The following is a 24,194-nucleotide window of genomic DNA, read 5'->3' on the forward strand; positions in this document are numbered from 1 at the left end:
ATTTAGTAACACAGATCAAGGCTAAGTAATCGGTGACGGCGAAACGAAACGCGCGGCCACCGTCTCGGGCCGGAAATCATCCAGCCAGTTCTCCTTGATGAGCAGCTTGTCACCCTGCACGCCCGTGCGGATGCCCTCGGCCAGGCGCTCCTCGTCGTGGGGCACCACACAGCTCGCCAGTTCGCCCTTGAGGATCTCGCGAATGCCCCCGGGGCAGTCCACGCTGAGCACCGGCGTGCCGCAGGCCAGCGCCTCGAAGAGCACGATGCCCATGCCCTCGAAGCGAGAGCTGAGCACGAACAGCCGGGCATGGTGCATCCAGGGATAGGGATTGGCACGCTGGCCGGCGAAGATCACTCGCTCGGCGATGCCGAGCTCCCGCGCCAGGGCCCCGAGACGGCCCCGCTCCTGGCCCTCACCGACCATCACCAGGGGAAGATCCACCCCGGACGCCGCATAGGCCCGCAGCAACAGCGCCTGGTCCTTGGCCGGCACCAGGCGTGCCACGTTGACGATGTAAGGGCCTTCGGGAAGGTCGGGCTCAGGCTCGACCATCTGCCGACGAATGCTCTCGATCGGGCAGGGGTTGGGGATGACCTCGAGTGACTCCGGCGCGAAGCGCCAGGCCTGCATGGCCGCTCTGACGCTCTCGGCCACCCCCTGGGACACCGCCACCAGATGACGGCGGTGGTAGAGGCAGCGCGCAAACAGCCGGCGTTGCCAGTTGGCCTCACCCGCGTGCAGGATGTTCTCCAGCACGTAGCGCGCCCGGTCGTCCCGGAAGGACCACACCAGCTCGAAGGTGCCGACCCCGCGGAAGACGATACGGTCCACCCGGCCATGACGTCGCTCGAAGGCCTTGAGCCAGAGCCGGAACACCACGCCACCCATGATGCCCGAACCAAGAAACAGCGAGCGCTTAACCACCGGGTTCACGAACAACCGCACCAGCAGTTCCAGCACCAGGCCCACTCCGGTAAGCCGGGCCCACCAACGCAGCGCCAGACGGTGCTGCCGCACATTAGGGTGTTCCGGTGCCAACGGCGCCTCCACGCGCCGGAAGCTCAGCAGGTGACTCTCGTGCCCAGCCTGGGCGAAGGCATCCGCGAGGTTCACCGCCACCCGCTCCATGCCCCCCATCTTGAGCGAGCGAACCACCACCAGCGTGCGCATCAGGACTGCCTGCGGAAGGGGTTGGGAAAGACGGCCTGGCCGCTTTCCAGCTGCCATCGCCAGATATGAGTCACAAGCCCCCCCATGACCATGTTGAACACGTACACTCCACTCCCAAACCCCATGAAGGATTCGAACTGGTTCACCACCATCCAGAAGACGAAGAAGGCGGTGCCAAACAGCGCCATGTCTCCCGGCATCACTCCTGCGCGCCAGGCCTTCCAGGTACCGATTCCCATCCAGGCCGCCAACGCCACGAATAGCCCCACGCCAAGCAGCCCGTAAGCAACCCATATCTCGAGGAAGCTGTTATGCAGGTGGCCATAGCGCTCCTTGTAGATAGGGGGGAGCCACTCGGTATGATCCATCACAAGTCCACGAGCCTGACCTCCCCAACCGACCAGTGGCCGCTCGGCAATCCACTCCCCGGCGGCACGCCAGGAATGGATACGCACCCCGATGCTGGTATTTGGTACCTGCTCCACGTCACCGGCAATAATCTGCTCAATGACCTGACGCTCATTCCCCAGTCGCCTCTCGATGGTCTCGTGGAAAAAGCCGCCTACCAGCACCAACAGTAGAATCATTCCTCCCAGCAGGGCGAACATTCGCCTGGCCGCACGTGGGTGGCCGGTGACACGTTCGTATACCGCCCAACAAAGGCCAGCCAGGCTGAGCGCCAGCAGTAGCCCCAGCCAGGTAGCTCGGGTCTGGGTTACCATCACCCCAGCAAGGCAGACTGCAATACCCAATAGCCAGCTAATTAACCTGACAAGGCGCCATGGCCCGGCACCCAGCAAGCGACCCGACGTGGCCACCAGGCCAAGCAGTACCGTGCCCAGCAACATGGAATCGTGCTGGGCATTCTGGATCGACAAGTTGACCCGCGAGCCCCAAAGCCCCCGCTGCCACACTGACCAGGCGGTAAACGGCGGAAGCATCACCAGGATCACCCCAAGCGCCCCTAGCCCCCAGGCCAGCCAGGTGAACCGGGTATTGCCGCCCAGCCACCAGGCCACGCCGATGAACAGGAATAACTTGGCGAGGCGGTCGAGTTGCGGGTTATCGGAGATCCACTCGGAATGATGGAAGTAGCCGCCTGTCCAGGAGACCAGTTGCACGACCACCGCCGCCAGCAACAGCCAGAGCGGGCCCGAGCCGCGTACTCCCTTGCCCCAGGTGAGCGCAGCCACGAGGCCCAGGAGACCCATCAGCGTACCGCCGCCCTCGCCCACTTCGGGCCAGAGAAACCGCAGCGCGGCATAGGCCAGCAGGCCGATCAGGGCAAACCACCTCAGCCCTGCCGGGGTTTGCCATGCGGTTTCCGGCAACCCGCCAATGTTCTTCAGATGTGCCATACCAACCCGTGACAAGCCTTTTTGAAGAGGCATATCATACCAGAACGCACAGGCCCGAAGCTGCTCCCGAACCAGCACCAGAAGCAAGAGACCCGGCACCAGGGCCGGGTCTCGTTTCTCAAGGGCAGTGACGGTAACGTATCAGCCGCTACCGAGCTTTCGTGGCCTCGTGTTGACCGGCACCACCTTGCCGCCCGGCGTGGCGGGCAGCAGCAGGTCGCAGGGTTCGCTGCTGTGGGCGAAACCGCTCACGCCCCGTTTCAGGCTCTCGCAGGCATGATGGCAGTCGAGCCGCTGCTCGGCCTCGAGTAGCGCCTCCAGCAGTTCCCGCAGGGTCGGCGTCGGCAACACCTCCTCCCGGGCGCGCATGATCTTGGGGTGCGAGGTACCCACGACGTTGTCGCCGATCAGCAGCTCTTCAAAGAGCTTTTCCCCGGGGCGCAGGCCCGCAAAGGTGATCTCGATATCGCCATCGGGGTTGGCTTCGTCCTTCACCTCCAGCCCCGTCAACTGGATCATGCGCCGCGCCAGGTCGAGGATCCGCACCGGCTCGCCCATGTCGAGCACGAAGACATCCCCGCCCTGGGCCATGGAGCCGGCCTGGATGACCAGCAGCGCCGCCTCGGGAATGGTCATGAAGTAGCGGGTGATCTCCGGATGGGTGACCGTGACCGGCCCGCCCTTGGCGATCTGGCGGCGAAACAGGGGCACGACCGAGCCACTGGAGCCCAGCACATTGCCGAAGCGCACCATGGAGAAGATGGTGCGATGCCCTTCCTTCTGGCCATGGCGCGTGGCCAGGTCCTGGAGTACCAGTTCCGCCATGCGCTTGGTGGCTCCCATCACGTTGGTGGGCCGCACCGCCTTGTCGGTGGAGATCAACACGCAGCGCTCCACGCCGAACTTGGCGGCGCTCTCGGCCACCACCCGGGTGCCGTGGATATTGTTGCGCACGCCCTCCAGCACGTTGTTCTCCACGATGGGCACGTGCTTGTAGGCCGCCGCATGATAGAGGGTGTTCACCCCGTAGCGCCCCAGGGTGGCCTCCACACGCGTGCGATCGCACACACTGCCCAGCAAGGGGAGGATGGGGAAGGTGGCGCCCATCTCGCGCTTCAGGGTCTCGAGCTCCTGGTCGATGGTGTAGAGCCCGTATTCGCTGATCTCATAGAGCACCAGTGCCCGAGGCCCGCCGCGCATCACCTGGCGACACATCTCGCTGCCGATGGAACCCCCGGCGCCGGTGACCATCACCACCCGGTCGCGGATGCTGGCATCGATCAGCTCGTCCCTGGGCGGCACCGGATCGCGCCCCAGCAGGTCCTCCAGCTCCACCTCGCGCAACTGGTCCAGGCTTGCCTCGCCGGAGACGATCTCCGGCATGGAGGGCACCGTCTGCACATGAACGGGCAGCTCCGTCAGCTTGTCGAGCGCCTGCTTGCGCTGGGCCTTGGTGGCGTTGGGCATGGCCAGCAGCACACGCTGAATCTCGTGCGCCGCCACCATGGCCTCGACCTCCTTCGGCGAGAAGACCTTGACCCCCTTGATGAGGCTCCCCCACAGGGACGGCTCATCGTCCAGAAACGCCGCCACATAGAACTCGCGCCCATTGCCCAGCGCCATGGCCAGCTGCACCCCGGCGCCACCGGCACCGTAGATCGCCACCGCCTGCTTTGCGGTGTAGTGGCGAATCAACCACTGGTAGTAGCTGCGCACCAGCAGCCGCGTGCCCCCCACGTACACCAGGGTGACCAGGGCGAAGTTCACCGGTACCGAGCGCGGAAAGCCCTGCCACTGGTAGAAGTAGGCCGCCGCCCACATCATCAAGGCCAGCAACACCGAGCCCTTGATCACCGCCCACATCGCCTGGGGGCCCATGAAGCGCACCACCGCGCGGTAGAGCCCGAGCCTGGCGAAGATGAACACCCCCACCACCGGCACCACCAGAAACAGCCACCAGAAAGGCTCGATGTAACGCGCCGGCCACCACTCGGCCAGGCGCAATGCATAGGCCGACCAGAGCGCCAGCGGCAGCGCCACGAGGTCCGCCGCCACCATGATCAGCCGCTTGCGCGAACGGCTCAAGGTGGTAATCCGCTTATGCATGCCGTCAGACCTTTTCATACTCAAATCCCTGAGTTTTAAAGCAATTATGGCAAGAACCGCAGCACGTCTGCCCGACCAGCCAAGGGTGACATGATAGAGCGAAATTCTACTCTGCGTACCCAGCCTTAACTAGTGGCAAGTGAACCGCGCTCCCACTCCTTGCATCGTCTGGTTCCGATGTATTGATCGGAGGATGCAGGGGAGACCCTTGAGCCTGGTCACTAAAGGCTCAGATCCAGAATAAAAGTTACTGCGTCTGTTACAAGATCACCGACAACCGCATTTTCGGGGCGTATCTGATGAGTTGGCCCATGAGAACGCTGTCAGAAAGGAAATACCAGCGGCGTGAGCAGCAGCACCGCGGCCGAGTAGGTCAGGCTGACCGGCAGGCCGACCCGCAGGAAATCGCCCATGCTGTAGCGGCCGGGGGAGTAGACCATCAGGTGGGTCTGGTAGCCGTAGGGAATAAGGAAGCAGGCGCTGGCCCCGTAGGCCACGGCCATGATGAAGGGCATCGGATCCACGCCGAAGGCCTGGGCGGTGGTCCAGGCCACGGGGAAGGCCAGCGCCGCGGCGGCGTTGTTGGTCACCGTCTCGGTGAGCAGCAGCGTCAGGACATAGCAGCCGATGAAGGCGGCATAGACGCCATGGCCACTGAACATCGCCTGCATGCCGGCGGCGAGCAGGTCGGCGGCCCCGGAGGCCTCCAACCCCTGGGCGATGGCCAGGGCCGAGCCGATGATGACCCACAGCTCGAAGGGAAAGCGACGGCGCAGCTCGGCCGGGCTGAGTACCTTCCCTATCAGCAGTCCCGCCATCAGCAGCAGCAGGCCATGAAACAGCGGCAGCAGCTCGGCGGCGGCCAGACCGATCACGCTGATGAAGCCAACCAGGGTCAGATAGCTCTCCAACCGACTCAGCTGGGGGCGGGTCAGGCTACCGCTGAGCAGGTGGAAGTTGCGGTCGAGATTGCGGTGCTGGCGGAAGTCGCTGCCCACGGCCATCAGCAGGCAGTCGCCCGTGCGCAGGGGGATCTGCCCCAGCTGGCCTTCCAGCCGCTTGCCGCCGCGTCGAATGCCCACCACCCCGGCACTGAACATGCTGCGAAAGTCCACCTCCTGCAGGGTCTGACCGGCCAGTTCCGACTCATGGGAGATCACCACCTCCACCAGGTTGGTGGCCAGCAGGGCGTCGGCCTGGTGACCGAACAGCTTGAGCCCCGGGAAGCGCTGCAGCGCCTGCACCTTGCTCACCTCGCCGGTGAACACCAGGGTATCGCCTTCCTGCAGGATCTCCTCCGGCCCCACCGGGCTGATCAGCCGACCCTCCCGCTCGATCTCCAACAGATAGAGCCCATCGAGGCTGCGCAGGCCGTTGGCCTCGATGCTACGGCCAATCAGTTCGGAACCGGGCTCCACGTCGGCGGCAAGAAAGTAGGAAAGCTTGTCGGCGGTCTCCTCGGGCATGTGATGGGGCAGCGAGCGGGCCCGCCACAGCAGCACGCCGAAGGTGAGCAGCGCCACCGGAATACCCACCAGGCTGAACTGGAACATGCCCAGCTCGATACCACCGCTGCTCAGGGCGAAGGAGTTCACCACCAGATTGGTGGAGGTGCCCACCAGGGTGGTCATACCGCCGAGTATCGAGGCATAGGAGAGCGGGATCAGCAGCCGCGAGGGGGCGATGCGCTTCTGCCGCGAGATGGTGCCCAGAAAGGCGGCGACCACGGCAGTGTTGTTGAGGAAGGCCGACAGCACGGCGCTGGTGCCCATCAGCCGGGCCGTGGCGGTGGACTCGCGACCATTCAGCAGCCGCTCAGAGAGCCAGTCGAGCATCGGGGAACGCTCCAGGGCCAGTGATACCAGCAGCAGCAGCATGAGGGTGGCGAGTGCCGGATTGCTGTACTGACGCAGCAGCGTGGCGGTATCCACCAGGCCGAACAGCAGATAGGCACCGGCCAGGCTGACGAAGGCGATGGCCGGACGCACCCAGCCGCTGATCAGCAAAGTCAGCAGGCCAGCGATGGAGATCAGTACCGCCCAGGTCATCATGGTTACTCGTCCTTGAGGGGTCCGGGTTGGAATTCGCGGCTTGTGGGATTCTACTGGGGCTTTTATGATGATGTCGAATCAAGGGTTATCCACTTTTCACATGTCATTATTTTATTCTTTATACTCAACACCTTGGCGGAATATTGAGCACCAAACATTTATCGCCTGACGCGCTGAACGAACGCCGACTGGAGTCCGTCCGGCTGCGCCTGGATGGTCATACCGTGGTTGAGGTGGCCAAGCGGACCGGACTTTCCGCACCCACGGTATCGGCGGCCTGGAAGGCCTTCCGGGAAGGCGGGTGGGAGGCCGTGCCGGTGCGCCAGCGAGGACGGCGACCGGGCCAGGCGACAGCACTGGGCGAGCGTGAGCAAGCCGTGCTGTGGCGACTCCTGGCCGAGCAGCCCGAACCTCCCCGGTTGGCCTGGAACAGCCATGACCTGGCGGATGCCCTGGCGGCCGAGACCCAGCGCGAGGTCTCCCCGCGGGCCATCGAGCACTGGCTGGCGGCACAGGACCTCAAGCCAGCCCCGCTGCCGCTGGACGGGCTGGCACGCAAGCGCTCCACCGCGGGCCGCTGGGTTCGCCAACAGGTGCAACCGGTGCTCGATCAGGTCCATAAGGCCGGCGGTCCGATCTGGGAGGGCGGCGTGCGCGTGGCAAGGCCGCCAAAAGCAGCAGCAAATGCCCCCCGCCTCTATCAGCTATACCTGCACGGCAAGCGCGGTGCTTTATTCACTCGCTGCCTACCGGCACCGCCCAGAGCCGACGACTACCTGGCGCTGTTCGAACGGCTTCTCGCCAGTGCAAAGGGCCCCATCGCCCTGCTCTTCCGCGGCGCCTTCTTCCAGGCCAGCCCGGAAATCCAGCGGTGGCTAAACGAACATCCGGAGATGCGGCTGATGTCGGTGCCCCCGGGGTGTCTCCGGAGCCGTAAGCTTTAAGCCGTAAGTCTGCCGCTTCGCGGCAAAAGCCTGGAACCCTCGGCGTTGGGGTTACTTACCGCTTAAAGCTTATGGCTTACAGCTTTTCTTAACCAAGGACTGAGACCCCATGACCTCATTGACCCATCTCCAACGGCTCGAGGCCGAGAGCATCCAGATCATGCGCGAGGTGGTCGCGGAGACCGAGAATCCGGTGATGCTCTACTCCGTCGGCAAGGACAGCGCGGTGATGCTGCACCTGGCGCGCAAGGCCTTCGCGCCCTCCCCGCCGCCCTTCCCGTTGATGCACGTGGATACGCGCTGGAAGTTCCGCGCCATGTACGAGTTCCGCGACCGCATGGCCGAGGAGATCGGTATGGACCTGATCGTGCACATCAATCCCGAGGGCGTCGAGAAGGACATCAACCCCTTCACCCACGGCTCGGCGATCCATACCGACGTGATGAAGACCGAGGGCCTCAAGCAGGCGCTGGACAAGTACGGCTTCGACGCTGCTTTTGGCGGGGCGCGTCGCGACGAGGAGAAGTCCCGCGCCAAGGAGCGCATCTTCTCCTTCCGCACCGCTCAGCACCGCTGGGACCCGAAGAACCAGCGCCCCGAGCTGTGGAAGCTCTACAACACGCGCAAGCACAAGGGCGAGTCGATCCGCGTCTTCCCGCTCTCCAACTGGACCGAGCTGGATATCTGGCAGTATATCTACTTGCAGAACATCCCCATCGTGCCCCTCTACTACTCAGCCGAGCGCCCGGTGGTGGAGCGTGACGGCGCCTTGATCATGGTCGACGACGAGCGCATGCCGCTGGAGCCCGGCGAGGTGCCGATGATGCGCAAGGTACGCTTCCGCACCCTGGGCTGCTACCCGCTGACCGGCGCCATCGAATCCGAGGCCGACACCCTGCCGGCAATCATCCAGGAGATGCTGCTGACCAACACCTCCGAGCGCCAGGGCCGGGTGATCGACCATGACAGCGCCGCGTCGATGGAGAAGAAAAAGCAAGAGGGGTACTTCTAACGCGCCTCCGGCGCGTTAGAAAGCTGGAAGCTGGAAGAGCGGCGCTGCGCGCCTGGAAGCTGGAAGTCCCCGGCTTCGCCGGGAGCTAGAAGCCTGAAGCTGAAAGCTGGAAGAAAACCCCAGTGGCTCTTGGCCTACTCTTGAAAAGTGGTCAGAGAATGGAGGAACTGGGGATGGATTTCGAGAAGCTACAGGTGTGGAAGCGTTCGGCCAGGCTGTCGGCAGAGCTCTACAAGGCGATGCGGGATCTTCGAGACTTCGGTTTCAAGGATCAGATTACGCGCTCCGGGCTTTCGGTACCCAGCAATATCGCGGAAGGCATGACCCGTGGAACGCCTAAGGACAAGCGGCACTTTCTGCTGATTGCCAAGGGGTCATGCGCCGAGCTGAGAACACAGATCTACATCGGCATCGACATCGGCTACATCGACAAGGCCTGCGGATGCCGTTGGATACAGGAAACACGCGAGATTGCCGCCATGCTCTCCGGGTTGATCGGCAAGCTCACTAACGAATGAATCTGCTGTGCGGCTGGGGTTGGGGTTTCTTCCAGCTTCAAGCTTCCAGCTTCAAGCTAAAGGGTTTGTCATGGCACACGCCTCACCGCTGATCTCGGAAAACATCGAGACGTATCTGAAAGAGCACGAGAGAAAAGGCCTGCTGCGCTTCATTACCTGCGGCAGCGTCGACGACGGCAAGAGCACGCTGATCGGTCGGCTGCTGTTCGAGTCCAAGCTGCTGTTCGAGGACCAGCTGGCCGCCATCGAGGCGGATTCGAAGAAGTATGGCACCCAGGGCAGCGAGATGGACTTCGCGCTGCTGGTCGATGGCCTGGCCGCCGAGCGCGAGCAGGGCATCACCATCGACGTGGCCTACCGCTTCTTCTCCACGGACAAGCGCAAGTTCATCGTCGCGGATACCCCCGGCCACGAGCAGTACACCCGCAACATGGTGACCGGCGCCTCCAATGCCGACGCCGCCATCCTGATGGTCGACGCCCGTCACGGCATCCTCACCCAGACGCGTCGCCACAGCTTTTTGATGTCGCTGATCGGCATGCGCCAGGTAGTGGTGGCGATCAACAAGATGGACCTGGTGGACTACTCGAAGGAACGCTTCGAGGAGATCGTCGAGGAATACCGGGCCTTCGCCAAGCAACTGGGGCTCGAGTCGATCACCTTCATCCCGATGTCGGCGCTCAAGGGCGACAACGTCATCGAGCATGGCCACCACATGCCCTGGTACCACGGCCCCACCCTGATGGCCTACCTGGAGACGGTGGAAGTCGACGACCAGCGCCTGCAGCGTGACCCCTTCCGCCTGCCGGTGCAGTGGGTCAACCGCCCCAACCTGGATTTCCGCGGTTTCACCGGCATGGTGACCAGCGGCACGGTCAAGCCCGGCGACGCCATACGCGTGCAGCCCTCCGGCAAGACCAGCACGGTGTCGCGGATCTATACCTTCGACGGCGACCTCGACGAGGCGGTGGCCGGCCAGTCCATCACCCTGCTGCTGGACGACGAGATCGACATCTCCCGGGGCGACATCATCTCCGGCGTCGAACAGCCGAGCCAGACCGCCGACCAGTTCGAGACTACCCTGGTGTGGATGCACGAACAGCCGCTGCTCCCCGGCCGCCCCTACCTGATGAAGCTGGGCACCCAGACCGTCTCGGCCACCGTCACCGACATCAAGTACCAGGTGAACGTCAACACCCTGGAGCACGCCGCGGCCAAGCAACTGGACTTGAACGGCATCGGCATCTGTACGCTGAGCCTCAACAAGCCCGTCGCCTTCGACCCGTACCAGGAGAGCCAGGATACCGGCGGCTTCATCCTGATCGACCGCATGACCCACAACACGGTCGGCGCCGGCATGCTGCACTTCGCCCTGCGGCGTAGCCAGAACATCCACATGCAACACGTGGATATCGACAAGCAGGCGCGCGCCCTCTCCAAGGCCCAGCAGCCCGCGGTGGTGTGGTTCACCGGCCTTTCCGGCGCCGGCAAGTCGACCATCGCCAATCGGGTGGAGAAGAAGCTGCACGCCGCCGGCCAGCACACCTACCTGCTGGATGGCGACAACGTCCGCCACGGCCTCAATCGCGACCTGGGCTTCACCGACGCCGATCGCGTCGAGAACATCCGCCGCGTGGGCGAGATGGCCAAGCTGATGGTCGATGCCGGGCTGATCGTGCTGACCGCCTTCATCTCGCCCTTCCGCAGCGAGCGTGATCTGGCTCGCGACCTGGTGGAAGATAATGAATTCATCGAGATCTTCGTCGACACCCCGCTCGAGGTGGCCGAGGAACGCGACCCCAAGGGGCTCTACCGCAAGGCACGCCGCGGCGAGCTGAAGAACTTCACCGGCATCGACTCCGCCTACGAGCCGCCGGAGCGCCCGGACCTGCACATCAAGACCCAGGCGATAAGCACCGACGAGGCTGCCGATGCCATCATCGCGCTGCTGCGGGAACGCCAACTAATAAGCTAGAAGCTGGAAGAGCGGCGCTGCGCGCCTGGAAGCTGGAAGAATGCCGCTTCGCGGCATAAACCTCCAAACCTCAGGGTGTGGGGGTTTCTTCCAGCTTCCAGCTTATGGCTTACAGCTCCGGGCGGAGCCCGGGTCTTCCAGCTTCAAGCTTCAAGCTTCCAGCTTTTAAACCTGATAAGGAACTCAACAGATGGACGTTTCAGCATTACTCGATAGCGTCGAGGGCATCGCCCATGACGCCGGCCAGGCCATCATGGCCGTTTACGCCCGGGACTTCTCCATCGAGGAGAAGGCGGACAAGAGCCCGCTGACCGAGGCCGACAAGGCCGCCCATGACGTCATCGTCAAGGGGCTTCACGCCTTGCCGGGCGGCATTCCGGTGCTCTCCGAGGAGAACACCGAGGGCTTCGCCGGCGCGGATGCGAACGGTCGCTACTGGCTGGTGGATCCGCTGGACGGCACCAAGGAGTTCATCAAGCGCAACGGCGAGTTCACCGTCAACATCGCGCTGATCGAGCACGGCAAGCCGGTGCTCGGCGTCGTCGTCGCCCCGGCACTGGAGGTGTCCTATCTCGCCGCCGAGGGCACTGGCGCCTTCAAGGTCACGTGGGGTGAAGGTCAGAGCGGCGAGCGTCAGCCGATCCGTGTGGCCGGCAAGCCCGCCGAGGGCGCTACCTGGCGCGTGGTGGGCAGCCGCTCCCACCCCAGCCCGGACCTCGCCGAGTGGCTGGAGCAGCTCGGGCCCCACGACATGGTACCCATGGGCAGCTCGCTCAAGCTCTGCCTGATCGCCGAGGGCGCGGCGGATGTCTATCCTCGCCTCGGCCCCACCTGCCTGTGGGATACCGGCGCCGCTCATGCCGTGGTCGAGCAGGCCGGCGGCCGGGTGGAGACCCTGGCGGGCCAGCCGCTGCGCTACGCCACGCCCCAGGAGCACCTGAACCCCTACTTCATCGTCTGGGGCAGTCAGTAACCCACCCATAGACAGCAAGAGACCCGGCGCTTAGGCCGGGTCTCATTTAGTAAAGGGCGCGATTTGCGCGTCACACGCTGCCGAGCTTGAGCGGCCCTGCGCTGACCGGCACCACCTTGCCCTTCGGCTTGCCGGGAAGGAGCAAATCGCAAGGCTCTCCGCTATGGGCGAACCCGCTCACCCCCCGCTTGAGGTTCTCACAGGCATGGTGGCTGTCCATACGCTGCTCGGCCTGTTGAAAAGCCTCCAACAGCTCCTGCAGGGTTGCTTCCGGCAACAGCTCTTCACGAGCGCGCATGATCTTGGGATGTGAGGTACCGACCACGTTATCCCCGATCAACAGCTCCTCATACAACTTCTCGCCGGGACGCAGGCCCGAGAAGGTGATCTCTATCGCACCATCGGGATTGGCCTCGTCCTTCACCTCCAGGCCGGTCAGCTGAATCATGCGTCGCGCCAGGTCGAAGATCCGCACCGGCTCGCCCATATCGAGCACGAAGACGTCCCCACCCTGCGCCATGGAACCGGCCTGGATGACCAGCAGCGCCGCCTCGGGGATGGTCATGAAGTAGCGGGTGATCTCGGGGTGCGTGACCGTGACCGGACCGCCCCGGGCAATCTGGCGCCGGAACAGAGGCACCACCGAGCCGCTGGAGCCCAATACGTTGCCGAAACGCACCATGGAAAAGGTAGTGCGGTGCCCCTTCTCGGTGCCATAGCGGGTGGCCAGATCCTGGAGTACCAACTCGGCCATGCGCTTGGTCGCCCCCATCACATTGGTGGGGCGCACTGCCTTATCGGTAGAGATCAGCACACAGCGCTGGACCCCAAGCCGAGCCGCACTCTCGGCCACTACCCGCGTGCCGTGAATATTGTTACGCACGCCCTCCAGCACATTGTTCTCCACGATGGGCACGTGCTTGTAAGCCGCGGCGTGGTAGACGGTATTCACACCGAAACGGCGCAACGAGGCCTCCACGCGCGTCCGGTCGCATACGCTGCCCAGCAAGGGGTAGATGGGAAACGTTGCGCCCATCTCCTGCTTCAGCGCCTCGAGTTCCTGATCGATGGCGTAGAGGCCGTATTCGCTGACCTCGTAGAGCACCAGGGCCCGGGGAGCGCCTTTCATCACCTGGCGACACATCTCACTGCCGATGGAACCTCCGGCCCCTGTCACCATCACCACCTGATCACGGATGCTGGCATCCAGGAGCTCTGCGCGTGGCGGCACGGGATCACGACCCAGCAGGTCTTCAAGTTCCACCTCACGAAGCTGCTCCAGGCTAGCCTCACCGGAGACGATCTCAGGCATGGAAGGCACCGTCTGCACGTGAACCGGTAGATCGGCCAGCTTGTCGAGCGCCTGCTTGCGCTGTGCCTTGCTGGCGTTGGGCATCGCGAGCAGCACGCGCCGGATATCGAGCCGCTCCACCATCTGCCCTGCCTGCCCCGGGCAGTCGACCTTGACACCCTTGATGATGCTGCCCCACAGCGCCGGATCATCATCCAGAAAGGCCGCGACATAGAACTCTCGACCATTGCCCAGCGCCATGGCCAGCTGCGCGCCGGCGCCCCCGGCGCCGTAGATGGCCACCGCCTGCTTCTCGGTAAAATGGCGGATCAGCCACTGGTAGTAGCTACGCACCAGCAAGCGCGTACCGCCCACGTAGACCAGGGTGACCAGCGCGAAGTTGACCGGAACCGAACGGGGGAAGTCCTGCCACTGATAGAAGAAGGCCGCCGCCCACATCATCAGCGCCAGCAACACCGATCCTTTGACCACGGCCCACAAGGCCTGGGGCCCCATGAAGCGCACCACCGCCCGATAGAGCCCCAGCCGCGCGAAGGTGAATACCCCTACCGCCGGCACCACCAGGAACAGCCACCAGTAGGGCTCGATGAAGCGAGCGGGCCACCACTCGGCCAACCGCAGCGCATAGGCCGACCAGAGGGCCAGCGGTAGCGCTACCATATCCGTGACCACCATGATCAAGCGTTTGCGTGCTCGGCTCATGGTGGTCACGCACTTGTGCATCCTGTCGGATCGGGTCATCGAAACATCCTTACCATACACTTCATCGAGAAAGCGGCTGGATACCAGCAAGTCGCAACACGTTGGGCGTTGGCAGCATCCAGATGCCAAGACGTCGCCAAACGAAGAACAGCGCAACGAGGTTCTGTACCACCAGTACAAACGCAAGCGCCAGTGCTGCCCCCATGGGCCCCAAAGCCGGTATCAACACGAGGAACAGGCCAAGCCCTACCGCATTACAAATCAATGCAACATTGCGCATCAAAGTTTCATGCCCCGTCATGTTGAGCAAGAAGCCCACAGAGCCTGTGCCCACATTGATGAGCTGAGCCAAGGCGATCACGCGCAACAAAGTCACCGCTTCGGAGAACTCTGCCCCAAAAAGCGATAACACCCACTCCGGCACAACCAGACAAATAAACAGTAACGGAGACGCTACTACCACACCCAAGAGAGCGCCCTGTCGCGCCAAGCGGCCCATTTCAATATCTTTACCCTCACGATAGAGGCTCGCGAAGCGTGGAGGAATTACCGCATTGAGCACTATGAGAATAAAGCTGATCAACATGGCGGCCTGCTGAGCCGTCTTGAAGTGGCCCAGCTCTGCGCTACTTAATAACCAGCCCGCCACCATTATTCCGAGCACCGTCTGCATGAAGCTCGCCAGGCTCATCACGAAAAAAGCCTGTGAGGTTGCGGTAAACTGGTATCGATCAACCATCACTGCGTCAGACCATTCCCCGCTTCTGCGTCGTTGCCGGTGCCAGCGCCACAGCTGCCAACAACCTTGCAGCAGCACTCCCCAAGCCGCTGCCGCATAGGCCCAGCCGATAGCAGCCATCTGGGGCTCGCTTACCAGTTCCCTCCACCCCCAGAGCAATACTGCAGCCATTAGTGCGACCGAGCCATTCTCCAGCAGGCATGCAGTTGCCGGCATGCGAACCCCCTTGAAAAACCCCGACAACAGGAATCCCAAGGTAAATGCTGGAGCGGCCACGGCCATTCCCACCAGCACATCACCCAGCCCCCCAGCCTCGAATACTTCTACTAGCACACTTCTCATCAAGAACATGAGAACTGAGGCCATTAGGCTTAAAAGCACCGCCCTGCGGCAAGCCCAAAACAGGTAAGTCATGGCATGTGGAGAGCGGATATCCTGACCCACGTACCGCATCAAGGCGTTATCCATACCGTATCGGGACAACAGGCCGATACCCAGGATGATGCTATGTGCCAGAGCATAAATACCGACCCCGGTGGGGCCGAAGGTGCGGCCAAGTACCATCACCAAAAATAATGCCCCCAGTGCCGCGATGCCACGGGCTACGAAGGTCCTGGCCAGAGTTAATACCATCTCTCCCTTGAGGCGGGTCAGCAACTTCCTTTTCAGAGGCATGCTATTCAACTCGATGCAGCGAGATGCATGACCCCACGCAATACGTGGCAGGTCTTGTCAACCTCAACCGCAGTCAGCGTAGGGTGGCACAGGAACATCAAGCTGGTATCGTTCAGCTCGCGTACCACAGGCAGAGGCCGCTGGGGCCGCCAGCCGGTGCCGGCGAAGGCCTTCTCACGATAGACCTCGGAACAGGAACCGGAGAAACACGGCACACCACGCTTGACCATCTCGCCGATGATACGGTCACGATCCCATCCATCGTTCAACTTCTCGGGCTCCGTGAACAAATAGCATTTGTAAGCCGCATGTTCGATATGATCGGGAACCTCTGGCACCCGCAAACCAGGGCATTCACTGGCGGCCTGCCAGATTTTGCCGGCATTGGCCTGACGCGCAGCCTTCCATTCAGGCATGCGACTCAACTGGATCCGCCCGATCGCCGCCTGCATCTCGGTCAGACGCCAGTTGGTGCCGAAGCTCTCGTGCAGCCAGCGGAACCCGGGCGGGTGCTCGCGCTCGTAGACCGCTTCCCAGCTCTTGCCATGGTCCTTGAAAGCCCACATCCTGCGCCACAGGGCCTCATCGCTGGTGGTTACCATGCCGCCTTCCCCGCCGGTGGTCATGATCTTGTCCTGGCAGAAGGACCAGGCCCCCACATGGCCGATGCTGCCGACACTACGCCCCTTGTAGGTGGCACCATGTGCCTGGGCGCAATCCTCGATCACATAGATGCCGTGGCGCTCGGCCACCTCCATCAGCGCATCCATCTCGCAGGGCCAGCCCGCCAGGTGCACGGCGATGATCGCCTTGGTACGCGGGGTAACCCTGCGCTCCACGTCGCCACGCCAAATGTTCTGGGAGTTGCGGTCCACATCAGCAAATACCGGAACGGCCCCAGCCGTCACCACGGAGGAGGCCGACGCCAGGAAGGTACGAGAGGTGACGATGACCTCGTCCTGAACGCCATCATGGGTGCCAATTCCGAGGCCCTTCAGGGCCAGGTCTAGCGCCACGGTGCCGTTAGCAACGGCAATGGCATGCTGAGTACCGGCAAAGCAAGCGAACTCGCGCTCGAACTCGCGCCCTTCCTGACCCGTCCAGTAGTTCACCTTGTTCGAAAGCAGCACGCGCTGCACCGCCTCGGCCTCCTCTTGGGTGAAAGAGGGCCAGGGGGAGAAGGGACCGTTCAGCATTAATGAAACACCGTATCCAGGATATATCGAATATCACGTCCAAGCGACCAGTAGCGAATATACTCGAGATTCATCTGGACCTTATCCGGCCAGATCACTTCCCGATTATAAGCCTCAGGGTCAGTCTGGACCGCCAGCAACTCTTCTTCATTGCGATACTTAAGCGTGGCGGGTCCAGTAATGCCCGGCCGGATAGATAGCATGACCCGCTCTGCACCTTGTAGTGCATCGGCAAAACCCGGCACATCCGGTCGGGGCCCGACGAAGCTCATGTCGCCGGCCAGCACGTTCCACAGCTGCGGCAGTTCGTCGATCTTGGTGCGGCGGAAGAAGCGCCCCAGCGGCGTGATGCGTGGATCACCCGAGCGGGTCACCGTCGTGGTCAGCTCGCGGCTGGGGCGCATGGTCTTGATCTTGACCACGGTGAAGAGGCGACCATCTTTGCCGACCCGGCGTTGGGTGAAGAAGCCATTGCTGCGCGCATCCAGGCTGGCTGCCAGCCAAGCAGGAACAATGAGCCAGAACGTCAAGGCGAGGCCAACAGCTGCCCCCATAACGTCGAAGCCGCGCTTGAGCACGGCCTGGCTGGGAGAGAGACCTTTTGAAAGGTTGGCTTCAACGTTTCCAGCGACCATAGAACACCAGAGAAAGTAGAAAGATCCGTTTTTGCTCGCAACGCTTGGGCATGTCATCAAAGACCTGGAATGCTTCTTGGGCTAGTCCAACGAGTGCCAGTACATCAGAACGAGAGAAGCGGCGAGAAAGGTCATAGTCCGCCTCATGCCGTGCCTGCTGGAGATCGACGAACGCATTCGAGACTATCACAACACGCTCCTCTGGGCCCTCGGGAAGAAGCCTCCCCAGTGGTTGAACTGGAGAGCCAGGATTCCATCGCACCCAAGCCTGACAGGCCTTCTTCATGTCCGTATGGCCAAGCGCCCGGCCCACCTGCTGGCGCAGCGTGTCCAGCCCTTGCCCTGAAACTACCTCGCGACTTGCCGCATCCACCAGCAAATGAAACAGCGCGTAGTACGCTGAAGAAACTGCTCGCCTCAGACTGGCTTGCCGGGGGCGTCTCGGTTCGTGAGTCGCAAGCTGCCTCGCTTGATTAAGCAAATCCTTGTGCAAGGACACGACCGCTCTCCTTCAGACGTCACCTGCTTCCGATTCACGTACTCTGACGTAGGCCCAGAGGCCCGGCACCTCTTTCGAGAGCAGTTTCCGTATGCGATGTCGTAACTCTGTAAGAGCGGGCTGCAACTCTTCCTGCGGGGGAAATTCCGGTTCGAGAACAATCCATGCCCAAAGCGCCATGTCACCATCTGCATCGAGCTCTTCAGTCAGCTCGATACCCTGCACCCAATCCGGCCGCTCCAATCGTTCTAGTTGGTCTTGCAATGCCTCTAGCGAGGGGATATTGATCACCTGTGCCATCTTGCCTCCTCATCGCAGCCTGCTTGTGCCACGACTCACATAACCGGTTCCTTAACTTGCCCGGCCCTTTCGCGCTGCGATAGTGAAAATTATAGTGCAGCTGGGTTGGCCCACGTCCCAGCCATGAAGATTAACCGCGATAGCCATAACGCTCCAGTGCCTCACCGATCAGGGATTCCAGGCGTTTCACCTCGCCCTCTTCCAGGGAGGCACGCCCCTTGCCGATGCTCTTGCTGGAGACACCGGCAACGGCGCGGCGCAGCTCCTCCTCGGGCACCTCAAGCTCGAGAAACGCCAGCAGTCGCTTCAGCTGCGCCTCGGGGTCGCGCACGAAATCCTCATAGCGCACGCGGATCACCCGATCGGGCGGCATGTCAGTGAAAGCGGCCTCGGCATTCTCGACGCAGCGTTGCCACTGTAGCGCACAGACCTCATTCAGGCTGTGGCGCTCCAGAATCTCTGGCATGCCGTCGAGGGCCGGCCCCCAGAACGCCAGGCGCTTCTCCCGGGAAAACAGCCGATAGACGCGGCTCCAGAGGTAGCGCGTGCCGTAATACGGCAGGTCCGTCAAGGGAACGAATCGCACCTTTTCCAGCAGGTACGGAATGTCCAGCTTCGCCTGCCAGCGCAGCTTGGCCGAGCCGGTGGTGTCGAGACCATCGCGGTAGATGTAGACATAGCGGGCATCCGGCACGGCGCGATCGACGAAGGGCACGCGCAGGCTGTTGGCACAGGTCTTCTCGACCACCGTATGCGCGTTGTATCGCTGCGCCACCCACTCGAACTGCTTGCGCATATAGCTCTGCACGGCAGGCGTGGCACGCTCAGCAGGGATCTCGTCGGAGGGATGGCGGACATTGCCATGGCGCCAGAGGTAATTGATCTCGTCACACGGCCAAGTGGCCACGCCTTCGAACTGGCAGAGCACGTCGCGCAGCATGTTGGTGCCGCTTCGCGGGGCACCGATGATGATCACGTTGTTGGGTGTCACTCCCTTTCCACCTCGCTTGATTGCAGCAATTCGACCCACTGCTTGAGTACCACATCCTCGGAAAAGGTGTCTTTTGCCTTTTCGCTGGCCCGACCGCGCATGCCTGCGGCTTCAGAGCGGTCATCAGCCAGGCGCATCAGTAGCTCCGCCAGCGCTTTACTGTCATCGACCGGCACAGTGTGGCCATATCCACCCGCGACCACATCAGACGCCAACTCACTCTCGGGCTCCACGGCCACGATCAAGGGGCACCCCTGCTCCAGATAGGTCATGGTCTTGCTGGGATAGGCATAGCGATAGACTCCCGCCGCCAGGCTGACAAACCCCGCATCGGCCCGTTGCATGGCTGCCTTGGCAATTTCCACGGGCTGATGGCCGAGGAAGCGTACACGGGCCCCGAACTCTGAGGCCTTGCGCTGCAGCGCCTCCTTGGCGACCCCCTCACCCATCAGCACGAACTCGATGTCATCACGACCCTTGAGCAGCCCCATGGCTTCCACCACGCTATCGAGCCCCTGGAAGCGGCCAATGTTGCCGGCGAACAATACCCGGAAAGTCTCGTCGGACCATTCGAACGGGAGTTCGTCAGGCAGCACTTTTTCCGCGGGCAGGCTGAAGTTGTTGAGCACCTCAATGGACAATCGCTCGCCACCTCGCCGCTGCCGCAACGTCTTCTCCATGTCGCGGGACAGGACGACAACCGGATCGGCCCGGCGGCAGCTCCAGTTATCGAGCCTGCTCAGCACGCCGTAGACCACAGGATGCGCGAACTCGCCCGATACCTTGCCCACCTCGGGGTGAATATCCATGCAGTGATAGATGAAGCGCGCCCCGGTCAGTTTCGCGGCCAGTGCAGCTGCAGCGCCACCCAGTACCGGCGGTGCCGTGGAGATCATGATCACATCGGGTCGGCGCGTCATGGCGCGCCAGATCACGGCCCCCCCCAGGCGGATGGCGTTCACCACCCTCGTCAGGGGCCTGCCCGCCTCGGCAGGCAGGGACAGGCGGGTGACGCTGACGCCATCGATGTCATCGCGGCGGGGTCGCTTGGCGATGTCCAACTCACCCTTGTAGGAGGGCTGGGAAGAGAGCACTTCCACGTGGTGGCCTACATCACGCCAGCTCGCCACGATACGTCTCAGCATGGCGGCATAGGGCGGCGTGTCCGGCCAGTAGTAGCGGTGCACGGCCAGCACCCTGAGTGGCCTGCTCGTTGCCGTGGAATCAGTCAGTGACTGTGGGTTCGATTCAGCTCCAGTCATAACGACTGAACTCATCCATGTTGCGCCAGCGGTTGGCCAGCTTGGCCGTGCCGGTGATCAGGCGCACCACCCGCTCCGAGGTGTTGCGCACCTTGTACTCTTCCGGGATCTCGCGTTGCGTCCCCGAGAACACGTCTCGCGAGGCCGTGGCGATGCGCACACCGTCCACCAGCACCTCCTTGTCGAGCCCGGTCAGGGCGATGGCGCCGGTGTCCAGCGCCTCGGGCCTCTCGATGGAACGACGCATGGTCACCGCCGGGAAACCCAGGATCGAGGCCTCTTCGCTGATGGTGCCGCTATCGGAGATGGCGCAGTGGGCGTGCATCTGCAAGTGATTGTAATCCAGGAAGCCGAACGGCTTGAGGAAGCGGATAGCGTCGCTGTCCTCCGCGAGCCCGAGCTTCTCCAGGCGGTTGCGCGTGCGCGGATGGGTCGAGACCACCACCGGAAAGCCATAAACATCGTGCAGCGCCTGCAGCGCGGCGACCACCTCGCGCAGGTTGTCGCGGCTGTCGACGTTCTCCTCGCGATGCACGCTCACGATGAAATACTTGCCGCGCTCCAGGCCCAGCGTTTCAAGAACCGTGGACTGCTCGATTCGGGGCAGCATGTGCTCCAGCACCTCGCGCATGGGCGAGCCGGTCAGGTAGATGAAGCGATGGGAGAGGCCTTCGCTGATCAAGTGCCGCCGAGCATGTTCGGTATAGACCAGGTTGAAGTCGGCCAGGTGGTCAACCATCTTGCGATTGATCTCTTCAGGCACGTTGGCGTCAAAGCAGCGATTCCCGGCCTCCATGTGGTAGGTGGGAATCTTCATCCGCTTGGACATCAGCGTGGCGATGGCACTGTTGGTGTCGCCCAGCACCAGCACCGCATCGGGCCGCTCCTCCAGCAGCACCGCCTCGGTCTTGATCAGGATCTCGCCCAGGCTGCGTCCCAGCGTGGAAGTGTCCACCTCGAGGAAGTGGTCAGGGCGCCGCACACCCAGCTCCTCGAAGAAGACATCGTTCAGCTCATAGTCGTAATTCTGCCCGGTGTGCACGATCTTGTGGTCCACCACCTGATCGAGAGCGGCCATAACGCGTGAGAGGCGAATGATCTCCGGGCGAGTGCCCAGAATGGTCATGACTTTCATCAAGAGGCTCGCTCAGTCGGAGGCATCAGGGTTCAGCACCGGCTCGAAGTAGGTGTCCGGATTTTCTGGGTCGAAGATCTCGTGGCTCCAGAACATTGTCAGCAGCTCTTCGTCACCGGTGTTGGTGATGCTGTGGGTGTGCAGGGTCGGCATGTCGACGTAGGACGGCGCATCGCCGCTGACGTGGAACTCCTGGACATGGTCATCCAGCAGGCGCCGGATACGGATTACTGCCTGGCCCTTGACCACCAGGAAGCGCTCGACCTTGTTGAAGTGGTAGTGGTTGCCGCGGGTGATGCCCGGCCTGGTGGTGGAGAGAAACGCCTGGCCACCGTTGCGGTTCTTGACACCCTCGAACAGGGCCCCGCGGTCGTCGCTGTGAAGCTTCAGCGCCTTGGGGTAGTAGCCGGGGTACAGGAAGGAGCGCAGCGTATTGAACAGCTGCAGGTCGAAGGCGTCACGCAGATCCGGGATCACGTCGCCGGTATAGCTGCGATGCATGTCGACCAGCTTGCCCGCCGCCGCGGCGACGCTCATCAAGCGCCCCTGCAAGCGCAGCTCACCGCTCTGGCCACGCTCGAAGGCTGCCACGGTGGCCACTGCGATATCCTGGGCATGCAGTAACTCCAGCTGTCCGCCACCATTGATGGCCAGCTCCTCACCTTGGGCAAGCTGATGGCAGAAGGTATGAATCGCCGAGTTGTAGTGGGGGCGCCCTCGCTCGCCGAACACATGGGGCAGCACCAGCTCAGTGTAACGGCCACCCGCACGTTCAGACCAATCGGCAAACACTTGGTGGGCCGCCAGCTTGCCACGCCCATAGGGCACATCACGGTTGCGCTGAACGCTGTTGGCATAGAACAGATGCGGCGAGGCGGCAACGCCCTGCAAGGCTTGCGTCAACCGCTCGGCCAGCTCACGATTGCCGTACTCTACCCTCTCGTCGCTGTCGCGGTTGATGCCGGCACAATGAATCACCCACTCGGCATCTCTCAAGGCATCGGCCAGCGTCGCATCATCATTGAAAGCATGCCGATCCAGCAGCACCAACTCGTCCCGATAGGCTTCTCGAGCGCGCAGATGTAGATGAATATGCCGGCCCAGCAGTCCGTTGGCTCCGGTGATGACGATCTTCATTGAGTCTCCAGATAGGTTGGCGGGCAGAATCAAGCCTCGAGCGCGTCTCGAACGTCGGGCAGCGTCAGCAGCAGCTCCTTGAGCTCCGGCTTGTTGAGCTGATAGGTGTTGTGGGAGTGGTAATCCTCGGCAGCGGCCTCTTCCACGTCACCCTCGGTGAAGTACTTGCCGTAGTTGAGGTCGCGGTCGTCGAAGCTCACACGATAGTAATCGCCCATGTCCTCGGAGCGGCGTAGCTCTTCACGGCTGGCCAGGGTCTCGTAGAGCTTCTCGCCGTGGCGCATGCCGATGACGCGCAACTCGTTATCGGCGTCGAACATCTCTAGAAGCGTCTCGGCCAGCAGTTTGACCGTACAGGCCGGCGCCTTCTTGATGAAGATGTCACCCTGATGCGCATTCTCGAAGGCGAAGTTGACCAGCTCGATGGCATCCGGCAGCGAGAGCATGAAGCGCGTCATGCTGGCCTCGGTGATGGTCAGCGGCTTGCCTTCCTGGATCTGCTTGATGAAGAGCGGGATGACCGAGCCTCGGGAGCACATCACGTTACCGTAGCGCACGCAGGAGACGGTAGTTTCGCCTTCCCCCAGCTGCCGACTGGCTGCCTGGGCCGTCTTCTCCATCAGCGCCTTGGACATGCCCATGGCATTGACCGGCATCACCGCCTTGTCCGTGCTCAGGCAGACCACGCTTTTGACGCCCGTCTCCACCGCCGAATCGATGACGTTCTGGCTGCCCAGGATATTGGTCTTCACCGCCTCCAGCGGGAAAAACTCGCACGACGGCACCTGCTTCAGCGCCGCCGCGTGGAACACCAGATCCACCCCGCGCATGGCCTTGTCGACCGACTGCCGATCGCGAACGTCTCCGATATAGAACTTCAGTTCGGGGCGCCCACAGGCAATACGCATCTCCTCCTGCTTCGCCTCGTCGCGGCTGAGAATACGAACTTCTTTATAGCCATGATCCAATAGGTAATTGGCCATGGTCTTTCCAAAGGAACCAGTTCCTCCAGTAATTAATACAGCCACCCCTTTCATACTCATATCTTTAATCACAAAAAAATCCCCAATCGAAAAAGAAACTTAAATAGGCAGTTGTCGAATGAAAAAACTATCTGCAACATACTGCTTCCTCCATGCAGCATAGCGCGCAGACGAAAATTATCAAAGTGGGGTGGTCGGTTTGCTCCTCCACCCCCTATATCTTGTGGTCATCAGTCGTAGCCATGGATACTTGCGCTTCCGCCACGGGCCCGGTGACAATGGTTTTTTTGAACAGCCGATGGAATACGAGGCCGCGGCTGGCCGAGGGGTATCGGTTGAACTGGGAAAGTGAATTCCTCCAGGTATGCCTGTACGCCCGGTCGGCGTGGTGGCATCGAATGAAGAATCCACCACTACATATTGTAAGAGGAGGAGCAAACCGACCACCCCGCTTATCAAATAATCAACATAAGTTTTCCTGATTACGCATGATGCTCAGCTACGCTACGAAAGCCATC

General features: G+C 62.2%; 20 protein-coding genes and 1 pseudogene. 5 read left to right on the top strand and 16 right to left on the bottom strand.

The window, feature by feature from the left end:
- Positions 1–21: 21 nt before the first annotated feature.
- From OP498_RS01660 to OP498_RS01675, 4 genes are all read right to left on the bottom strand, one after another.
- Positions 22–1,173: a glycosyltransferase gene (locus tag OP498_RS01660; protein ID WP_280551767.1), complete on the bottom strand. Its 1,152-nt coding sequence runs from the start codon at positions 1,171–1,173 to the stop codon at positions 22–24.
- Complete coding sequence (locus OP498_RS01665) at positions 1,173–2,609, bottom strand: O-antigen ligase family protein (protein WP_280551881.1); 1,437 nt, start codon at positions 2,607–2,609, stop codon at positions 1,173–1,175. Before OP498_RS01665 ends, OP498_RS01660 begins: the two co-directional genes overlap by 1 nt.
- Before the next feature lie 63 nt (positions 2,610–2,672).
- Positions 2,673–4,637, bottom strand: a complete 1,965-nt coding sequence (locus OP498_RS01670) for a nucleoside-diphosphate sugar epimerase/dehydratase (RefSeq protein ID WP_280551770.1) — start codon at positions 4,635–4,637, stop codon at positions 2,673–2,675.
- 323 nt (positions 4,638–4,960) lie between these two features.
- Complete coding sequence (locus tag OP498_RS01675; protein WP_280551772.1) at positions 4,961–6,688, bottom strand: SLC13 family permease; 1,728 nt, start codon at positions 6,686–6,688, stop codon at positions 4,961–4,963.
- Between the two features lie 143 nt (positions 6,689–6,831).
- Between OP498_RS01675 and OP498_RS01680 the strand changes: the two genes are divergently transcribed.
- The 5 genes from OP498_RS01680 to cysQ all read left to right on the top strand — a co-directional run bounded on the left by OP498_RS01680 (position 6,832) and on the right by cysQ (position 12,110).
- Positions 6,832–7,632 (top strand): helix-turn-helix domain-containing protein, encoded by an 801-nt coding sequence (locus tag OP498_RS01680; RefSeq protein WP_280551774.1) that lies wholly within the window; start codon positions 6,832–6,834, stop codon positions 7,630–7,632.
- Between the two features lie 109 nt (positions 7,633–7,741).
- The gene (gene cysD / locus OP498_RS01685) at positions 7,742–8,644 is read left to right on the top strand and encodes a sulfate adenylyltransferase subunit CysD (RefSeq protein WP_280551776.1); all 903 of its coding nucleotides are present in this window, start codon (positions 7,742–7,744) and stop codon (positions 8,642–8,644) included.
- A 173-nt stretch (positions 8,645–8,817) separates the two neighbouring features.
- On the top strand, positions 8,818–9,162 hold the full coding sequence (locus tag OP498_RS01690; RefSeq protein WP_280545698.1) for a four helix bundle protein: 345 nt from the start codon (positions 8,818–8,820) through the stop codon (positions 9,160–9,162).
- A gap of 70 nt (positions 9,163–9,232) precedes the next feature.
- On the top strand, positions 9,233–11,137 hold the full coding sequence (cysN, locus tag OP498_RS01695; RefSeq protein WP_280551779.1) for a sulfate adenylyltransferase subunit CysN: 1,905 nt from the start codon (positions 9,233–9,235) through the stop codon (positions 11,135–11,137).
- A gap of 190 nt (positions 11,138–11,327) precedes the next feature.
- Positions 11,328–12,110, top strand: coding sequence for a 3'(2'),5'-bisphosphate nucleotidase CysQ (cysQ, locus tag OP498_RS01700; protein ID WP_280551781.1), 783 nt, complete (start codon positions 11,328–11,330; stop codon positions 12,108–12,110).
- A gap of 70 nt (positions 12,111–12,180) precedes the next feature.
- Here cysQ and OP498_RS01705 read toward each other — a convergent pair whose 3' ends face one another.
- From OP498_RS01705 to OP498_RS01760, 12 genes and pseudogenes are all read right to left on the bottom strand, one after another.
- Positions 12,181–14,163: a nucleoside-diphosphate sugar epimerase/dehydratase gene (locus OP498_RS01705; RefSeq protein ID WP_280545695.1), complete on the bottom strand. Its 1,983-nt coding sequence runs from the start codon at positions 14,161–14,163 to the stop codon at positions 12,181–12,183.
- 22 nt (positions 14,164–14,185) lie between these two features.
- Positions 14,186–15,538 (bottom strand): oligosaccharide flippase family protein, encoded by a 1,353-nt coding sequence (locus OP498_RS01710; RefSeq protein ID WP_280545693.1) that lies wholly within the window; start codon positions 15,536–15,538, stop codon positions 14,186–14,188.
- A 5-nt stretch (positions 15,539–15,543) separates the two neighbouring features.
- The gene (locus tag OP498_RS01715) at positions 15,544–16,734 is read right to left on the bottom strand and encodes a DegT/DnrJ/EryC1/StrS aminotransferase family protein (protein WP_280551783.1); all 1,191 of its coding nucleotides are present in this window, start codon (positions 16,732–16,734) and stop codon (positions 15,544–15,546) included.
- Complete coding sequence (locus OP498_RS01720) at positions 16,734–17,369, bottom strand: sugar transferase (RefSeq protein ID WP_280551787.1); 636 nt, start codon at positions 17,367–17,369, stop codon at positions 16,734–16,736. The genes OP498_RS01715 and OP498_RS01720 overlap by 1 nt, the downstream gene beginning before the upstream one ends.
- Positions 17,350–17,868: a hypothetical protein gene (locus OP498_RS01725; RefSeq protein ID WP_280545690.1), complete on the bottom strand. Its 519-nt coding sequence runs from the start codon at positions 17,866–17,868 to the stop codon at positions 17,350–17,352. The genes OP498_RS01720 and OP498_RS01725 overlap by 20 nt, the downstream gene beginning before the upstream one ends.
- A 12-nt stretch (positions 17,869–17,880) precedes the next feature.
- Positions 17,881–18,168, bottom strand: a complete 288-nt coding sequence (locus tag OP498_RS01730) for a hypothetical protein (protein WP_280545689.1) — start codon at positions 18,166–18,168, stop codon at positions 17,881–17,883.
- A gap of 130 nt (positions 18,169–18,298) precedes the next feature.
- Positions 18,299–19,159, bottom strand: coding sequence for a sulfotransferase (locus tag OP498_RS01735; protein WP_280551789.1), 861 nt, complete (start codon positions 19,157–19,159; stop codon positions 18,299–18,301).
- Positions 19,156–20,346 carry a glycosyltransferase family 4 protein gene (locus OP498_RS01740; protein WP_280551792.1) on the bottom strand — a complete coding sequence of 397 codons (1,191 nt, stop codon included), beginning with the start codon at positions 20,344–20,346 and terminating at the stop codon, positions 19,156–19,158. The genes OP498_RS01735 and OP498_RS01740 overlap by 4 nt, the downstream gene beginning before the upstream one ends.
- A gap of 61 nt (positions 20,347–20,407) precedes the next feature.
- Positions 20,408–21,556 (bottom strand): UDP-N-acetylglucosamine 2-epimerase (non-hydrolyzing), encoded by a 1,149-nt coding sequence (wecB, locus tag OP498_RS01745; protein ID WP_280551794.1) that lies wholly within the window; start codon positions 21,554–21,556, stop codon positions 20,408–20,410.
- Between the two features lie 12 nt (positions 21,557–21,568).
- Positions 21,569–22,693 (bottom strand): NAD-dependent epimerase/dehydratase family protein, encoded by a 1,125-nt coding sequence (locus OP498_RS01750; protein WP_280551796.1) that lies wholly within the window; start codon positions 22,691–22,693, stop codon positions 21,569–21,571.
- A 29-nt stretch (positions 22,694–22,722) separates the two neighbouring features.
- Positions 22,723–23,736 (bottom strand): SDR family NAD(P)-dependent oxidoreductase, encoded by a 1,014-nt coding sequence (locus OP498_RS01755; RefSeq protein WP_348533471.1) that lies wholly within the window; start codon positions 23,734–23,736, stop codon positions 22,723–22,725.
- Positions 23,737–23,890: 154 nt separating this feature from the next.
- Positions 23,891–24,050 (bottom strand): annotated as a pseudogene (locus OP498_RS01760) (IS1595 family transposase); the annotation flags it as partial.
- Positions 24,051–24,194: the final 144 nt, after the last annotated feature.

The sequence above is a fragment of the Halomonas sp. 25-S5 genome (assembly GCF_029889845.1).
GTDB lineage: Bacteria > Pseudomonadota > Gammaproteobacteria > Pseudomonadales > Halomonadaceae > Halomonas.

What these genes read in the sequence shown, in the direction of transcription:
- OP498_RS01660 (WP_280551767.1), bottom strand. Translation starts at nt 1,173, where the DNA reads ATGCGCACGCTGGTGGTGGTTCGCTCGCTCAAGATGGGGGGCATGGAG.
- OP498_RS01670 (WP_280551770.1), bottom strand. Translation starts at nt 4,637, where the DNA reads ATGCATAAGCGGATTACCACCTTGAGCCGTTCGCGCAAGCGGCTGATC.
- OP498_RS01675 (WP_280551772.1), bottom strand. Translation starts at nt 6,688, where the DNA reads ATGATGACCTGGGCGGTACTGATCTCCATCGCTGGCCTGCTGACTTTG.
- cysD (WP_280551776.1), top strand. Translation starts at nt 7,742, where the DNA reads ATGACCTCATTGACCCATCTCCAACGGCTCGAGGCCGAGAGCATCCAG.
- OP498_RS01690 (WP_280545698.1), top strand. Translation starts at nt 8,818, where the DNA reads ATGGATTTCGAGAAGCTACAGGTGTGGAAGCGTTCGGCCAGGCTGTCG.
- cysN (WP_280551779.1), top strand. Translation starts at nt 9,233, where the DNA reads ATGGCACACGCCTCACCGCTGATCTCGGAAAACATCGAGACGTATCTG.
- cysQ (WP_280551781.1), top strand. Translation starts at nt 11,328, where the DNA reads ATGGACGTTTCAGCATTACTCGATAGCGTCGAGGGCATCGCCCATGAC.
- OP498_RS01705 (WP_280545695.1), bottom strand. Translation starts at nt 14,163, where the DNA reads ATGACCCGATCCGACAGGATGCACAAGTGCGTGACCACCATGAGCCGA.
- OP498_RS01710 (WP_280545693.1), bottom strand. Translation starts at nt 15,538, where the DNA reads ATGCCTCTGAAAAGGAAGTTGCTGACCCGCCTCAAGGGAGAGATGGTA.
- OP498_RS01715 (WP_280551783.1), bottom strand. Translation starts at nt 16,734, where the DNA reads ATGCTGAACGGTCCCTTCTCCCCCTGGCCCTCTTTCACCCAAGAGGAG.
- OP498_RS01720 (WP_280551787.1), bottom strand. Translation starts at nt 17,369, where the DNA reads ATGGTCGCTGGAAACGTTGAAGCCAACCTTTCAAAAGGTCTCTCTCCC.
- OP498_RS01730 (WP_280545689.1), bottom strand. Translation starts at nt 18,168, where the DNA reads ATGGCACAGGTGATCAATATCCCCTCGCTAGAGGCATTGCAAGACCAA.
- wecB (WP_280551794.1), bottom strand. Translation starts at nt 21,556, where the DNA reads ATGAAAGTCATGACCATTCTGGGCACTCGCCCGGAGATCATTCGCCTC.
- OP498_RS01750 (WP_280551796.1), bottom strand. Translation starts at nt 22,693, where the DNA reads ATGAAGATCGTCATCACCGGAGCCAACGGACTGCTGGGCCGGCATATT.
- OP498_RS01755 (WP_348533471.1), bottom strand. Translation starts at nt 23,736, where the DNA reads ATGAGTATGAAAGGGGTGGCTGTATTAATTACTGGAGGAACTGGTTCC.